The following is a 14,556-nucleotide window of genomic DNA, read 5'->3' as shown; positions in this document are numbered from 1 at the left end:
TACAACTCAGGCAGCTTTTTCTACGAGTGAAACCCGAAATAAGCAAAGTGAGCCGTTTAGTTATTTGCTGAATGAATATAAGCTCCTTATTTTGTAATAAACCAACCCTCCGCCCCAACCCGTTGAAACTTATTCATAGCTACCGAGTTCGCCTGATAGGAATTTTAGTAATGGCTCTGCTTCGCTTTAGCTTATTCGGGACCGTTACCATTAGTACGGAAGGCAAGCTGTCGCTGGCCGGGGTGTTAGATAATATTTTGCTGGCATCGCTGCTAATCTGGGAAACCAGCCGGGCAGTAGTGCTTTACACGCATCGGCGCTATGCTTTACAACTTTCTATTAAACGGTTTAGCCTGGAAGTTTTAGGCGTGTTTATAGCCAACGGAGTTTTTTACAGCGCCCAACTAATTATGCACGAAGGACTGCAAGCTCTGAAAAAAACAAATCCGCTTTTTATATTATACGGGTTGTTCTATACATTTTTATACGGAGTACTGGTAGCTGCTTTTTACGAATTACTATTTTATATGGAAGCCTGGAAAAAAGCTACCCAAGAAGCCGAAGAGCTAAAAAAAATAAACCTGCTGGTACAATTAGAATCGCTGAAAAACCAGGTGAAACCGCATTTTTTATTTAATAGTTTAAATACCTTAACCGCTTTAGTAGAAAAAGACAAAGCCCAAGCCGTAAAATTTATTGCCGAACTGGCCCAGGTGTATCGCTACTTACTGCAAAGCAACGAGAAAGAATTAATTGCCCTGGTACAAGAGTTACAATTTACGCAAGCTTACTTTTTTTTATTGCGGACCCGGTTCGGCGAAGGTATTTCGCTGCGGGTAGAAGTAGAAGAAGATTTACACTCTTGCCTGATTCCGCCGCTTACTTTGCAAATACTCCTGGAAAATGCCATGAAGCATAATCAAATTTCAGCACGGAAGCCTTTAATCATTACTATTCATGGGGAAGCCGGGGAATGGCTAGTAATTCAAAATAATTTGCAGCCTAAACGGGGAATAATTGCTTCTAACGGCATGGGCCTGGCGAACATTGCGGCAAAGTACAAAATACTGAACCAACCGGAAGTTATTATTTTAAAAGAAGTTGATTTTTTTACCGTAAAAGTTCCTCTTATTAAAGCAGAAGCCGCATGAAAATTTTTATTATCGAAGATGAAACCGTAGCTGCCCAACGCATGCTGGAAATGGTACGTGAAATTGTTCCGCAAGCCAAAATAAACGGCCCGGCAGATAGCATCGAAGAAAGTGTGCAGTTTTTGCGCACTCACCCTATGCCCGATTTAATTTTAATGGATATTGAACTGGTAGATGGGCAAAGCTTTGAAATTTTCGGGGAAGTAGAGGTAACCTGTCCGGTAATTTTTACCACGGCTTACGATGAATTTGCCTTACAAGCTTTTAAAGTGCACAGCATTGATTACTTACTAAAACCTATTCAGCGCGAAGATTTACAAAAAAGCTTACGTAAGTTTCAGCAGTTACAACAGGTATACAGTAAGCCACAGCCCTTTAACATGGACGAATTGCTTCAGGAATTACGCCGGACTACTGCTCCCGCCAGCCATCCGCAACGCGAGCATTTTCTGGTACGTCAGGGTCAGCGCCTTATTTCTATCAGCACCCCGGACATTGCCTATTTTTACAGCGAAGACCGGGTCACTTTTTTAAAAACCCACGATGGCCGCTTTTTTTCCTTGGATTACCCTCTGGAAGAAGTAGAACAACAAGTAGATAGCACCAAATTTTTCCGGGCCAGCCGCCAGTATTTAGTACAACGCCGGGCAATTAGCGATGTGTTTGTTCATTTTAACGGCAAATACAAACTGGCATTAAAGCCAACGGCCAACGAAGACGTGTACGTGAGCCGCGACCGGGCACCTGATTTCAAAAAATGGCTCGGAGCTTAGGTTGCAAGCAGCAAGTTTTAGGTTGTAAGTACCAGATTAAAAGCTTATTACTTTACCTCATTAACTAATCAGTATAAATTAGATTAAAAATTAAAAACTCTAAACTGTGACGTAGGTGCTTACAGGCATAAACTTGCTGCCTGTTCCATTTATACACTTACTCCAATAATAAAATTTTACTTTTTTAAAGACTCTCACTAAAAATTAAATTAAAACTCATGAACAATAAATTGCTTGGGATACTGGCCCTGCTGGGTGCCCCTACCCTCCTGATTGGTATGCACTTAGAACAAACCTATCCATCTTTATCAAACTCCTGGTTTACGGGTGTTTGGGGAATTACTTACATTTCTGCCTGGATGGCAAGCATAGTGGCTCTTCGTCGTCTGCAAGCTACTGGTACTAGCCGTTTTGGTAAAGCGCTTCTTTGGATTATTTCGGGTACCCTTATTTTGGCCAACATTTCCAACGTGTACCAAATTATCCTTCCAAAAGATAAATCTACCTTGTTTATTATAATCGATTCGTTCTGGCCAATTAGTAATATTATTATGCTGGTAGTGGGAATTATGGTAATAAAAGCCAAAGTATTATTAGGCTGGCAACGGTTTGTTCCTTTAGTGGTGGGTTTATGGTTTCCTTTAACCATGCTCACCATGGCAATAGTTGGGCGAGATGCTCCCATTATGGAAGTTGTACCTTATTACACCGCCATTGCCTGGAGCTTGCTGGCCATTGTAGTGCTAACGGCCAGCAAAAAAATGGAAACGGAAAAAATATTTGTTCCTGATCATCAATGGGCTTAGCTCATTGATGATTCTTGATCTAAATTTCTGATTTTAGATTATATTAGAAACAAATTCCTATTGAATTGACCTTTGCTACTCTTTATTATTTTAGAATACAAACAGTAAGAAACCGGGAAGTTCTTAAACAGTCTTATTCTTATTATTTTACTTAGCTTAACTTTAAACTGCTTTCGGAAGTAGCGGCATTGGCAGCATTGCTGCTTATTTATGCTCTAAAGTCACCATATTTGCGTTAGTGTTTCTATATAATTTTTCAGCTGCTATTTTGGTAAGCAACTGTTAGGCATATAAGCTTTGTTTCTTAAATTTAGCCTTTAAATTGAAATATGTTTCGGCACAGGGGTAAGAGCAGAACGTTCACTCACAACCTAAAACTGGCGTCTTTATTATCTTTTGTTGCTGGTATTGTTAATGTAAGCGGACTTTTCGCTGTGCAAAGACTAACCACTAACGTAACAGGGCATTTTGCCTTCTTTGCTGACGAACTGGTTAGAAATAATTTTGAACAGAGCATTATTTACTTACTTTTCATCATCGCTTTTTTTCTCGGTGCTTTTTGCTCCAATCTGCTGATAGAGCTTATTTCTAGAATGGATGAGCGCTTTATCAACTCCATCCCTGTTGGATTAGAAATTTTCATTCTGTCCTTTGTTGCTTTCCTTGCCACGCCAACAATTCGGGCTCAGGTAAATACCGTTGCTTGTTTGCTATTATTTGCAATGGGGCTGCAAAATGCATTGGTTACATCAATATCAAATTCAATTGTAAGAACTACACACTTAACTGGGCTTTTTACCGATTTAGGTATCGAGCTCTCACAACTTTTCTTTTATAAAAGGAATGATCAGCAAAAAAAGCTTCACTCCTCTATAAAACTACGACTTACCATTATCTTCTTTTTCTTCTTTGGAGGTGTGAGTGGAGGGTATGGTTTTTTATTGATTGGAGTTAAAGTCTTGTTAATAGCTGTTGGCTTATTGACTGGTGCGCTCATTTACGATTACATCAAGTTCAAAATTGTAAGGATAAAAAGAAAATACCTTCGTTAAAGTTCTACTTTTACTCCTTACGTACTGGGCTAAAAAGCGGTTTATTGGTTTTTAGATGTGGTTGGGCTGAGGAATTCTTATTTGGTATTGCTAAATTTTGTACATTAAACAGTATGAATACCTACTTCTATTTGAAATAAATATTAAATCATTAAATCAGCTTTATTTACCAACCTGTAAGGTTTTGAAAATATGTTGAATTGAAAGCATATTAGGTAACCCGACATAGGACGTAGTTAAATAAAAAAGTCCGGAAACATTTTAAACAAATTTTTGCAAAACCCATATTGGCTGCTAGCCTTCTAATTCAGTTTCCCTTGGTTTTTTAAAGCCCTTATTAAATTCGGATTATTACGCTGATCATCTATAGTCACACCTTGTAATGGTCCAGGATAGCCGAGGTTAACTGAAATCTTATTTTCAGTAGCTGTAGTTATATCCATTGTAATCGAATTGTCACAAGAAGAACTTGAAAAATTTGGTTTAAAAAAACCATAATAGACCACTTGCTTATCGACTGTCACTGCAAATGGAGTTTTATCCTTAAACGTTTTTACCTTTTGGATGGCAATGTCCGACAATTTAAATTGGTAATCCGTTTTTGAATATTGCAAAATGTCCTGATTTTTAACTGTAGCTGTGTCTTGCAATACACTTGATAAGGGATTTACCTGACACTTCCCTGGCATAACTTGGTAATTTTTGAGTAAATAAATTTCAACATTTTTACCTACTCCCCCATCGTCTTTTTTGCATGATAATAAATTGAAAACAATGGGTATTATTAAGAATATAAGCTTTTTCATAATTTGGAGCGCCTTTTATAATAAGACCCTTTTTTCTTTAATTGGTTGCATCAGCTTTATTATTAAGCCCAACTACCAGATAAAAGGAGTTATTCCATATATCCTCCAATAGTAGCTTGATATACGGAGTAGTTCCGGTTATCGGCATTATGAATGGAGGAATAGCAAAGAATTTATCGGGTTTATCCTGTGTATTGCATGAATAGTTAATAGTCTCATGCCTAACTCAATTTACTTTAATATTATATAGTAAATTAATAAAAACATACAGCGCACTCTGGCTTATATTTTTAAACTTGCCTTTTAATTGATTGAAAATAATATACCTTAACTTGGCAATATAGGAAAAGAAAGTAGTTATAAGCGATACAATTTCAGCTAAAATATTTTCTTACACTTTTCTTTAAATGATTCTACCATGGAGAGTTGGTATGCTAGTACAACCGAAGAGCTTTTAACAACGCTTCGTTCTTCGGCCAAAGGTATTTCGGAGGAAGAAGCAAGTCTGCGTTTGCAACAATACGGAGCAAATAAGCTAATGGATAGCAAGCGAAAAAGCCCTATAAAAATGCTTTTTCAGCAGTTTACCGAAGTAATGGTACTAATATTAATAGCGGCGGCCTTGCTCTCCCTGTTTCTGGGTAAAACTACGGAAGCAGTAGCCATATTAGCCATTGTTCTGTTATTTGGTTTACTAGGTTTTTTCCAGGAATACCAAGCCGAAAATGCCATGGCGGCTCTTAATCAATTGGTTGTTCCAACGGTAAGAGTACGGCGCAACGGTGTAGTTAAAGAACTACCCGCCACCGAATTGGTTCCGGGAGATATAGTAGAATTTGAAGCCGGAAATGTTATTCCCGCCGATTTGCGCCTGCTGGAATCCTTTAACCTGAAAATCCAAGAAGCAGCCTTAACCGGAGAATCCGAGCCAGTAGATAAAATTTCGAAACCAATAGTAAAAGAAAACTTACCCCTAGGCGACCGCACCAATCTGGCCTACATGGGAACTATTGTTTCTTACGGCCGAGGCATTGGCGTTACAGTAGCTACCGGAATGGCCACAGAATTAGGGAAAATAGCCAATCTTATTAGTGCCGTTGCCACCACTAAAACCCCGTTGCAGGAAAAACTAGACAAATTAGGAAAACTGTTGGCTCTGGTGGGAGTTATAGCTGCCTTAATAATTTTTATGGCCGGCATATTAAAGGGCGTAGCTTGGCCAGAAATGTTCCTGACCGCCGTAAGCGTAGCTGTAGCCGTTATTCCGGAAGGATTACCAGCAGTAGTAACCATTACTCTTGCTATTGGCGGCCAAAGAATGCTCAAACATAATGCGCTCATCCGCAAATTGCCCGCCGTCGAAACGCTCGGTTCGGTTACCGTAATCTGCTCCGATAAAACCGGTACCCTTACGCAAAATAAAATGACCGTAACCGTGGTTGATTTACCCGATAATACGGTTGAGTTCAAGAATTCTGGTTTAGAAATAGTAAATCAACAAACTGCCACTGCCCTCGATTTTACCCTTGCTGTTTCGGTTTTGTGCAATGATGCTACGCTGGAAGTAGATGGTAATGAACCCAACTCAGAAAAAGTTTTAGGTGACCCCACCGAAACTGCTTTGCTGGTAGCCGGCGCTCAAAGAAATATATACAAACAAGAACTCTATCAAACATTTCCGCGGATTAATGAAATTCCCTTCGATAGCGTTAGAAAAAAAATGTCCACTATTCACCGGGCGGTTGGTAATTTACCTGGCTGTTTAAGCTTTTTGCAAAAGGCTGATCGGGTAGTATTTACTAAAGGCGCGCCGGATTCGATTATAGATATTTCTGAATTTATCTGGGTAAATAATAACCGCGTACCTTTAACGGACGAGTGGAAAAAAAGAGTTAAACAAGCCAATACCCGTTTAGCCCAGCAAGGAATCCGGGTTTTAGGTTTTGCCTTTCGGGTCTTGGACGAAGCTCATACAACTGACCTGGAAAAAGAACTGACTTTTATTGGTTTAATGGGCATGATTGACCCACCTCGGTTAGAAGTAAAATCGGCCGTTGCCAAATGTAAAGCTGCGGGTATCCGGCCGGTTATGATTACAGGCGACCATCCTTTAACGGCTACTGCTATTGCCACTGCCTTAGATTTCAATTCTCAATCAGAAGCAGTATCCGGAGAAATGTTGCAAAAGATTAATGAAAATCAGCTGCAAACCTTATCCGCTAAAACTGCCGTTTACGCGCGGGTTTCGCCGGAAGATAAGTTAAAAATTGTGGAGGCGCTGCAAAAAACCGGTCATGTAGTAGCTATGACCGGCGATGGCGTAAATGACTCACCCGCCTTAAAAAAAGCAGACATTGGCGTGGCTATGGGTATAACCGGCACAGATGTAGCCAAAGAAGCCGCCGATATGGTTTTACTAGACGATAATTTCTCTACTATTGTGGCAGCGGTAGAAGAAGGAAGGGTAATATTTACTAATCTGCGCCGGTTTATTAAATTTTCCCTGGCCGGTAACATCGGGAAAGTAATTATAATGCTGGTGGCACCTTTTTTCGGCATGACCATCGCCCTCCGGCCTTTGCAGCTTTTATGGTTGAATCTGCTAACGGATGGTTTATTGGGCCTAGGGTTGGGAACAGAACCCGCTGAAGAAGGTATTATGAACCGGCCACCTCGCAATCCGGAGAAAGGGGCGCTTAGTAAAAGAGATTTTCTACAATTAGGTATTGTCGGAATTGTTATCGCGGCTATTACTTTAGGCTTAGCTGTATTTTACTACAATCCCCAACAACCAAATGATTTAACCTGGCAAACCATGATTTTTGCTACAGTAGGTTTTGCTCAAGTATTTCAGGCAATTTCCCTGCGGTCGTTTGCGTACTCTCCTTTTTCACTATTTACTAATCCTTTAATGACTTTGGTAGTTATTAGTACCATTTTATTGCAAGTGGCGGTTATCTACATTCCTTTTATGAAAAGCTTTTTTGGCCTGGTGCCTTTACCTGCCAAAGATTTACTTATTTCGCTGGCGGCAGGAAGTATCATTTTCTTTGTAATTGCCTTAGACCGAAAGCGCCGTAAAAGAGAATCAGCTTAAAATCTAAAGTAAATTCCAAAACTAAGTACCTGGACAAAAATAAACATTCATTTTCACGCGCAGCTTTAAGTAGGAAAACAACCACCCCTACTCCTCCTAAACTTAGGAGCGGAGCTTTTCCCCACTTATCATCTATCATTTCATTTGTCTCTTTACTAACTACTTTCCAGTAAAGAGCAAGTTTCCTCCATAAGCAGTTTCCCAAATAGAGTAATACCAGGTAGTATTTACTAATTACAACAAGAGTATAATATAAAGAAGCTAACCCAGTAGGTACTGAAAACAGGAATATCGAAAACCTGCCTGAACTGTAACCAAGTAATACATACTTCTTTTACTTTTGTACTCCTGGCAGGAACGAACCGGCAGAAAATAAGAACGGATGGTTGGTAGTAGGGGAGATTACATATTATAACTTTCTAGAAAACACTGCGGCAGTCACTCTAAATTAGTTAGATATTACAGGAGAACGGAAGTTAGAATAAAACTGTTTTAAACTTCTATTTCCGACTATTCTGTTTGTAAACCTGCCGGTCTTGAACTATCGAAGGTTCTTTTAATTATGCGGTAATATTATTTAGCTAGAAGAACAAGTAATATCCAAATAGTAAATTTGAATTATTCAGGAGGAAACAATTTTATAAATTTTCCTCCTCAAGAACTCGAAAAATAGAGTTTCTCTACTTTAAACTAGCTATTTGCTCTTACTTATTTAACAGGCGTAGTAATGCTTACGAAGATGAATAATCTTTCTATTGTCACAGGCAGTTTATTTTGCGGTGAAAAGGATATGCGCGCAAAGCTTTTGGCAAAAAAAAGCCTTCCGGATGAGGGAAGGCTTTTCTGTTTGAAGTATAAGAATAAATCTTAGATAACGCGGGTAACACCTGGAGTTGGAATTGGGTAATTTCCGTTCGCATCTGGTTTAGTAGGTGTTGGGGCATCCCAGGCAAATTTTTCCGGCATAATGCTTAATTGGGTATTTAAAGCATCATCCCATTTAATAACCTGGCCAGAATAAGTAGCATTGCGGCCTAAAATCGCGGTCATGGTGCTTTTTGCGCCATATTCGGCATTATTAATAACGTTACCGCTCCGGATGGCTGCAAATAATTTGTCGTGTTCGGTTTGATACGGATCCGGGTCGTTTTTAGAACGGTGGTTGTAAATTGAACCTCCTTTTAAGTCAGTAACAATACCTTTTCCATCGCCGGAGAGCGTAGCACGTCCTTTTGTTCCTACAAACACTTCCTCTACCCGGTTCATAGTACCAGGCTGGTGGCGGCATTGGCTGTTAAAGATGGTACCATCCGCGTAAGTAAACTCTACGTAGTGGTGGTCATAAATTTCGCCGTGGTCTTTACCATTACGAACCTGGCGTCCGCCCATCCCCTGAGCTGATACCGGATAACCATCTTTTACCCAATTTACTACGTCAATATTATGAATATGTTGCTCTAAAATATGGTCGCCGCACAGCCAGTTAAAGTAATACCAGTTGCGCATTTGGTATTCCATTTCAGTTTGTTCTGGTTTCCGGGGACGTACCCATACGCCGGCATTATGCCAATAGGCCTGGGCACTGGTTATATCACCAATGGAGCCATCGTTTATACGTTTAATGGTTTCGAGGTAGGCATTTTGGTAACGACGCTGTAAACCTACTACCACATTTAAATTTTTCTTTTTAGCTATTTCCGCAGCAGCTAATACTTTCCGAACTCCAGGTGCATCGGTAGCTACTGGTTTTTCCATGAAAATGTGCTTGCCTGCATTCACGGCTTCTTCGAAATGAATCGGACGGAAACCCGGAGGAGTAGCCAGAATAACTACGTCGGCTAAAGGAATTGCTTTTTTGTAGGCATCAAAACCCACAAACTTATTTTTTTCTGAAACATCGAACCGGCTTTTATCCGGAAACTTAGTAGAAATAGCGGTAAAGCTTTCGTCTAAGCGGTCGCGGAAGGCATCGGCCATAGCTACTAACTTTACTTTGCCTTGCGTACTCAATGCCTGAATGGCCGCACCTGTACCCCGGCCTCCACAACCAATTAACGCCACTTTAATGGTATCATCGGCACCGTAGCGGGCATAGGCATTGGTTTCGAACGGAAGTTGACTCATTAGCGCTCCCCCTAAAAGGGCCGCTGAGCCTTTAAAGAAACCCCGCCGGGAAAGATGGGGAAACGTAGTATTGAGGTCTTTTTCTTCGCTCATGGTAGTAGCTATTTATAGTTATGAATAATTTACTCAGTTAATTAAATGGTAATAAGTTATAAGTAAAATAGTTAAATTCAATATTTATCTTACCTATACTCTAATCAGGAGCCATAATCTTTAATGGGTTCTGACCAGTACTTGGCTATTTCTTCGGCGGAGGGCTGTTTAACCGGTCTTACCACCCGGAAACCAACAAAAGAGGCATCGGTAAACCACCATTGGCTTTTCGGAATTTGCGGATCGCGTTGCTTCCAAACGGGCTTCGAGAACTGGCGGGCCGCACTGCGAAGCGCATCCGGGTCATCGTCCCAGGAGCCGCCGCGGAGCGAATGGGCGTATAACTTAGTTGGCTTTAACCAAGGATTAGTAGCTGTTGTTTTCGCAAATTGGGCGTAAAAGTTGGGATCGTATTGGTCCAGGGTCCACTCGGCTACGTTGCCGTGCATATCATATAATCCCCAGGCATTAGGCTTTTTACTACCTACCTTTTTAGTACCGGCGTTGCTGTTGTTAAAGTTCCAACCGTATTCCTCTAATCCGGCAGGATCATCGCCGAAAGAATACGCGGTAGTAGATCCGGCCCGGCAGGCGTATTCCCACTCCGCTTCGGTGGGCAAACGATAAAAATGGCCGGTTTTAGCAGTAAGCCATTTGCAATAGGTAAGTGCCCCAAACTGGGTCATGTTAATGGCCGGGAAGCCGCTTTTCCCCATCCCAAATGTCATATCCAGGTACGGCGGACTAGGCCGCGATACGGCATCAGAAGGACCCGTTGCAGCCATGGAAGACGCGTTCATGGACTGTTTTTCAATTTCTTTGTACACAAAAATCTCAAACTCATCCCAGGTTACTTCGTATTTACCCATCCAGAAAGGCTCAATTTTTATTTTGTGCTGCGGACCTTCGTCGGGTTTGCGTTTTGCTTCGGTAGCTGGGCTACCCATCATAAATTCGCCCCCTTTAACAGGTACTAACTCAAAGGTAATCTTAGTACCTGGAATGGTTTCGCGGTAAGCCTCAAATTTATCTTCTTGAAAGGAAGGAATAGTAGAATTTGCGGGAGATTGTTTGTTTGTGAACCCGGCAGCTACCAAAAAGAAAACGGTTACTGCGCCGGATGTTATAACTTTGTGTAAATTCATGTTGTAATAAAAGGCATTGATAACCTGCCAGTTGCTGACAAAATCAATCGAAGTTAACCCTTTTTTATTGTAATTTAAACAGTAAGCATTCTTAAACTTTTAATATTTCTTACATTTTCAATAATAATTCACAAGTGCTATAATATTATTAAGACTTCCCGTTATTTATTATAAAAATTATACAAACAAAATCTCGCTAAACTATACTCCAAAATTTTAGTAACTTACAAAAATTTACTTTTAATAAAGTAAAAGCAATCGGCTGGTTATTGTACCTTTAACAATTGCATCTATATCTACCAACATAAATTTACTTTACCTATTACTTATGATAAATCGTCGGGATTTTTTGAAACAAGCTGGCTCCGTTGCTTTAGGAGCAACTGCCCTTCCTTTTCTAACCCATGCTGGCACTCTGGCTAAGCCTAAAAACGCCGGAATCCAGTTATACACGGTCCGGAAAGAACTGGAAGCAGACGTAAAAGGCACTCTTAAAAAACTGGCCACTATCGGCTATAAAGAGTTAGAATCGGCTCGTAGTGCTAAAGGCAATTACTACGGCTTTGGTCCTAAAGAATTTAAAAAAATTATTCAGGACTTAGGCATGAACCTACGCAGCGGGCACGTGCACCTGGATAAAGATTGGCAAAAAACCGTAGCCGATGCCGCCGAAACGGGTCAGCAATATTTAATTTGTTCCTCGTTGCCCACTGAAGGCCAGACTATTAGTAATTACCAAAAAATAGCTGAGCAATTTAATAAAGCCGGCGAAGAATGTAAAAAAGCCGGAATCCAGTTTGGTTACCACAACCACGAGTACGAGTTTGAGAAAGTAGAAGGCAAAGTATTGTACGACCTACTATTAGCCGAAACAGATCCAAATTTAGTAACCTGGGAATTAGATTTAGGCTGGGTAGTAGCTACCGGTCACGATCCGATTGACTATTTTACCCGGTATCCCCGTCGCTTTCCGTTGTGGCATTTAAAAGACATGAAGAAGGAGGAGCCGGTAAGTACCGAATTTGGAAAAGGTAGCCTGGATATTGCCAAGCTTTTCCAGAACGCCGACAAATCGGGTTTAAAATACTACTTTGTTGAGCAGGAAGAATATTCCGGCGATCCGATGGAAAGTGTAAAACATAATTTTAACTACCTGCAAAAGTTAAAAGCATAATCCACTAATTTAATAAAGCACAACTATCAGGATGTTAGACAAAGATTAATATCCTCTTATCTTCTCCTATATAAGGTAATTGTGTAAATTATAACCTTATAAATTGATTTATTTTTATTCGGTACTTAATATTATAAACTGAAGCATTAATAAAATAGAAATTAAGCAGTTTTCAAATATCTAAACAGCCAACCTTCAATTACCAGGTTGGCTGTTTTTTTATGAAAGCTTTTATTGGATTGTATTTGGAAACTAGGGTTAATAATATAGATTTGTTCTATTAAAACAGCTTAATAAAATAGTACTCCCTGTCCAGGAACTATAATAGTTCTGGTCACTTCGGACTTTTCTTCTAAAAGGCCCGAAACAGTTTTGTATTTACTATTTTATAAAGCAATCATGAAATCAAAAATAAAAATAGCCGTATTAGGCGGCACTGGTAAAGCCGGAAAATACCTGGTTAACCAACTCCTTGCGCAAGGCATTCCTTTTAAAGCTCTCGTCCGAAACCCGGAAAAATTTAACATAGTAAACCCTTTAATCGAAGTTGTACCCGGCGATGTCCAAGATTATGAAAGTATTTATACTTTAGTGGCGGGCTGTCAGGCAGTAATCAGCACTTTGGGCTTAGGTCAGCCACCCAGCGAACCTACCTTATTCAGCCAGGCTACTACCCACCTATTACGTGCCATGCAGGCGCATCAAATTAAACGGTACATACTTATAACTGGTCTGAATGTAAACACTCCCTTTGATAAAAAAGGCACAAAAACTCAATACGCAACCGATTGGATGTACACCCATTATCCTAAAAGTACGCAGGATAAGCAATTAGAGTATACTATTTTATCGGCTAGTAATCTAAATTGGACCTTGGTTCGATTACCCTTAATTGAGCAAACGGATGAAAGAAGGGAAATAAAAGTCAGCATGGAAGATTGCCCAGGAGATAAGATTAGCGCTACCGACTTAGCCTGTTTTTTAATTGAGCAGTTGAATTCGGATACTTACCTGAGGCAAGCTCCTTTTATTGCTAATAGTTAAGTTTCAGGTTTAACCTTCCCTGGTTAATGCATTTATTCAAAACCGGATTTTCGCAAATTGAACCTTTAAGCCGCTTCATCTCCCCTACTCCTTTCAAAAGTAGGACATTAAGTTCTGTTCTAAAAAAGCTGTTATAACGCGAGCGTCTACGCTCGTGTTGTTCATCGTCTGGCCGCTAGAAACAGGCGAATGGATGCCGGCCGGAAGCCTCCTGAATAATCTTCACGAGCGTACACACTCGCGAAATCAGGATTTCATTAAAACTTAACAGCCCTATCTCTTCAAAGGAGGATTTTTTACTTTTTTGCCAAAATCTAATATAAGTAAAAAGCCGCTGCCTGTTTTAGGCAGCGGCTTTTTACTTAGAACTTGTTTAGAGTTTTGGTTTATTAGGGATTTTACGAATAAATAAGACGGAGAAAGCAATTAAAATAAGCACGAACCAGTGTAGTGCTTTGGTTTCGAATCGAATGAGCAAAGCTTTGAAGCTGTCCATCCAGGCGTTAGCTCTTTCAATGGCATTTCTCTGCTTAAAGAGTTGTTCATCAAAATAAATATATTCATCCGTGATTTGGCCATTCCTGGGATTAGTGGCAATATTAGCTTCTATTTTCATTTCTGAACATATACTTCTAAAAGCTTGGGAATCAAATCCGGCATCGGCATTTAAGAATAAACCTTTAGTTTCAATACCTGCTTCTTTCAATAAATTACATAATTCTTTAAATACTACTTCAATCTCATACAAGTCATGGTGGGCTCCTGATACTGGTAAACTACAAGCCAGCATCTGCCCTTTGTTATCAGCTAAAAACAGGCTATTGCAACTATTGGCCGCTTTCCTGTTTTGATAACCAATGCATTCCCCTCCCTGCTTACAGATAGTCTGACTACCATCTAACTGAACACCTGATAAATCTAGTAAGCAACGCTGGCTTTTTAGTAGGCCAAGCCATACATTCTTAAAACTCCCATCATTTACCCACTTTCGAAAATGATGATACACGCCTTGCCAGCTAATGGTTGGGCCAGTAAATATTTCTTTTAGGGGTAACTCTCGCCATTGACAGCCTGTTTTCAACCGATATAAAATACCTGAAATAATGGCTGCTGGTGCTACTTGTAATTTACTGCCTCTCTTTCCTTGGCTCAAATATGGAACTATCCACCGATTTATTTTATCTTCGCTTAATACTGCCATTGAAATAGGAACTTGTGTAAAGTGTCTTTGCAAACTCTTTTACACTCCTATTTCTTTGGTAGTTTTAAAACTCTAAACAACTTCTTATTT

The 14,556-nt window shown here is 40.0% G+C and carries 11 protein-coding genes; 7 read left to right on the top strand and 4 right to left on the bottom strand.

The features are described 5' to 3' along the window. Positions 1-71: 71 nt before the first annotated feature. The 4 genes from HUW48_RS04080 (at position 72) to HUW48_RS04065 (ending at position 3,782) form a co-directional block, all read left to right on the top strand. The gene (locus HUW48_RS04080; RefSeq protein ID WP_182414458.1) at positions 72-1,151 is read left to right on the top strand and encodes a sensor histidine kinase; all 1,080 of its coding nucleotides are present in this window, start codon (positions 72-74) and stop codon (positions 1,149-1,151) included. Continuing rightward, on the top strand, positions 1,148-1,924 hold the full coding sequence (locus tag HUW48_RS04075; RefSeq protein WP_182414457.1) for a LytR/AlgR family response regulator transcription factor: 777 nt from the start codon (positions 1,148-1,150) through the stop codon (positions 1,922-1,924). Before HUW48_RS04080 ends, HUW48_RS04075 begins: the two co-directional genes overlap by 4 nt. 218 nt (positions 1,925-2,142) lie before the next feature. Further along, a complete protein-coding gene (locus HUW48_RS04070; protein ID WP_182414456.1) occupies positions 2,143-2,730 on the top strand; it encodes a hypothetical protein in 588 nt (195 codons plus the stop codon). A gap of 329 nt (positions 2,731-3,059) precedes the next feature. After that, on the top strand, positions 3,060-3,782 hold the full coding sequence (locus HUW48_RS04065) for a YoaK family protein (RefSeq protein WP_182414455.1): 723 nt from the start codon (positions 3,060-3,062) through the stop codon (positions 3,780-3,782). 302 nt (positions 3,783-4,084) lie between these two features. Here the strand turns inward: HUW48_RS04065 and HUW48_RS04060 are convergent, their stop codons facing one another. Continuing rightward, positions 4,085-4,588, bottom strand: coding sequence for a hypothetical protein (locus tag HUW48_RS04060; protein ID WP_182414454.1), 504 nt, complete (start codon positions 4,586-4,588; stop codon positions 4,085-4,087). A 418-nt stretch (positions 4,589-5,006) separates the two neighbouring features. Here HUW48_RS04060 and HUW48_RS04055 point away from each other — a divergent pair, with 418 nt between their 5' ends. Further along, entirely contained in the window at positions 5,007-7,685 is a 2,679-nt protein-coding gene (locus HUW48_RS04055) for a cation-translocating P-type ATPase (RefSeq protein ID WP_182414453.1), read from the top strand. 867 nt (positions 7,686-8,552) lie between these two features. Here the strand turns inward: HUW48_RS04055 and HUW48_RS04050 are convergent. Beyond that, positions 8,553-9,902, bottom strand: a complete 1,350-nt coding sequence (locus HUW48_RS04050) for a Gfo/Idh/MocA family protein (protein WP_182414452.1) — start codon at positions 9,900-9,902, stop codon at positions 8,553-8,555. A 104-nt stretch (positions 9,903-10,006) separates the two neighbouring features. Then, entirely contained in the window at positions 10,007-11,047 is a 1,041-nt protein-coding gene (locus HUW48_RS04045; RefSeq protein ID WP_182414451.1) for a formylglycine-generating enzyme family protein, read from the bottom strand. A 328-nt stretch (positions 11,048-11,375) separates the two neighbouring features. On the opposite strand from HUW48_RS04045, the gene HUW48_RS04040 reads away from it, so the two are divergent. Together HUW48_RS04040 and HUW48_RS04035 are read left to right on the top strand one after the other, a co-directional pair. Beyond that, positions 11,376-12,221 (top strand): sugar phosphate isomerase/epimerase family protein, encoded by an 846-nt coding sequence (locus tag HUW48_RS04040; protein WP_182414450.1) that lies wholly within the window; start codon positions 11,376-11,378, stop codon positions 12,219-12,221. A 399-nt stretch (positions 12,222-12,620) separates the two neighbouring features. Next, positions 12,621-13,265 carry an NAD(P)-dependent oxidoreductase gene (locus HUW48_RS04035; RefSeq protein WP_182414449.1) on the top strand — a complete coding sequence of 215 codons (645 nt, stop codon included), beginning with the start codon at positions 12,621-12,623 and terminating at the stop codon, positions 13,263-13,265. A gap of 373 nt (positions 13,266-13,638) precedes the next feature. Here HUW48_RS04035 and HUW48_RS04030 read toward each other — a convergent pair whose 3' ends face one another. Continuing rightward, positions 13,639-14,466: a transposase gene (locus HUW48_RS04030; protein WP_182412169.1), complete on the bottom strand. Its 828-nt coding sequence runs from the start codon at positions 14,464-14,466 to the stop codon at positions 13,639-13,641. Between the last annotated feature and the right edge of the window lie 90 nt (positions 14,467-14,556).

The organism is Adhaeribacter radiodurans (genome assembly GCF_014075995.1).
In the GTDB taxonomy this organism is placed as follows: Bacteria; Bacteroidota; Bacteroidia; order Cytophagales; family Hymenobacteraceae; genus Adhaeribacter; species Adhaeribacter radiodurans.
Note: the sequence above shows the minus strand (reverse complement) of the source record. Positions and strands in the feature narration are given on the sequence as shown.

What these genes read in the sequence shown, in the direction of transcription:
- HUW48_RS04080 (WP_182414458.1), top strand. Translation starts at nt 72, where the DNA reads ATGAATATAAGCTCCTTATTTTGTAATAAACCAACCCTCCGCCCCAAC.
- HUW48_RS04075 (WP_182414457.1), top strand. Translation starts at nt 1,148, where the DNA reads ATGAAAATTTTTATTATCGAAGATGAAACCGTAGCTGCCCAACGCATG.
- HUW48_RS04070 (WP_182414456.1), top strand. Translation starts at nt 2,143, where the DNA reads ATGAACAATAAATTGCTTGGGATACTGGCCCTGCTGGGTGCCCCTACC.
- HUW48_RS04065 (WP_182414455.1), top strand. Translation starts at nt 3,060, where the DNA reads ATGTTTCGGCACAGGGGTAAGAGCAGAACGTTCACTCACAACCTAAAA.
- HUW48_RS04060 (WP_182414454.1), bottom strand. Translation starts at nt 4,588, where the DNA reads ATGAAAAAGCTTATATTCTTAATAATACCCATTGTTTTCAATTTATTA.
- HUW48_RS04055 (WP_182414453.1), top strand. Translation starts at nt 5,007, where the DNA reads ATGGAGAGTTGGTATGCTAGTACAACCGAAGAGCTTTTAACAACGCTT.
- HUW48_RS04050 (WP_182414452.1), bottom strand. Translation starts at nt 9,902, where the DNA reads ATGAGCGAAGAAAAAGACCTCAATACTACGTTTCCCCATCTTTCCCGG.
- HUW48_RS04045 (WP_182414451.1), bottom strand. Translation starts at nt 11,047, where the DNA reads ATGAATTTACACAAAGTTATAACATCCGGCGCAGTAACCGTTTTCTTT.
- HUW48_RS04040 (WP_182414450.1), top strand. Translation starts at nt 11,376, where the DNA reads ATGATAAATCGTCGGGATTTTTTGAAACAAGCTGGCTCCGTTGCTTTA.
- HUW48_RS04035 (WP_182414449.1), top strand. Translation starts at nt 12,621, where the DNA reads ATGAAATCAAAAATAAAAATAGCCGTATTAGGCGGCACTGGTAAAGCC.
- HUW48_RS04030 (WP_182412169.1), bottom strand. Translation starts at nt 14,466, where the DNA reads ATGGCAGTATTAAGCGAAGATAAAATAAATCGGTGGATAGTTCCATAT.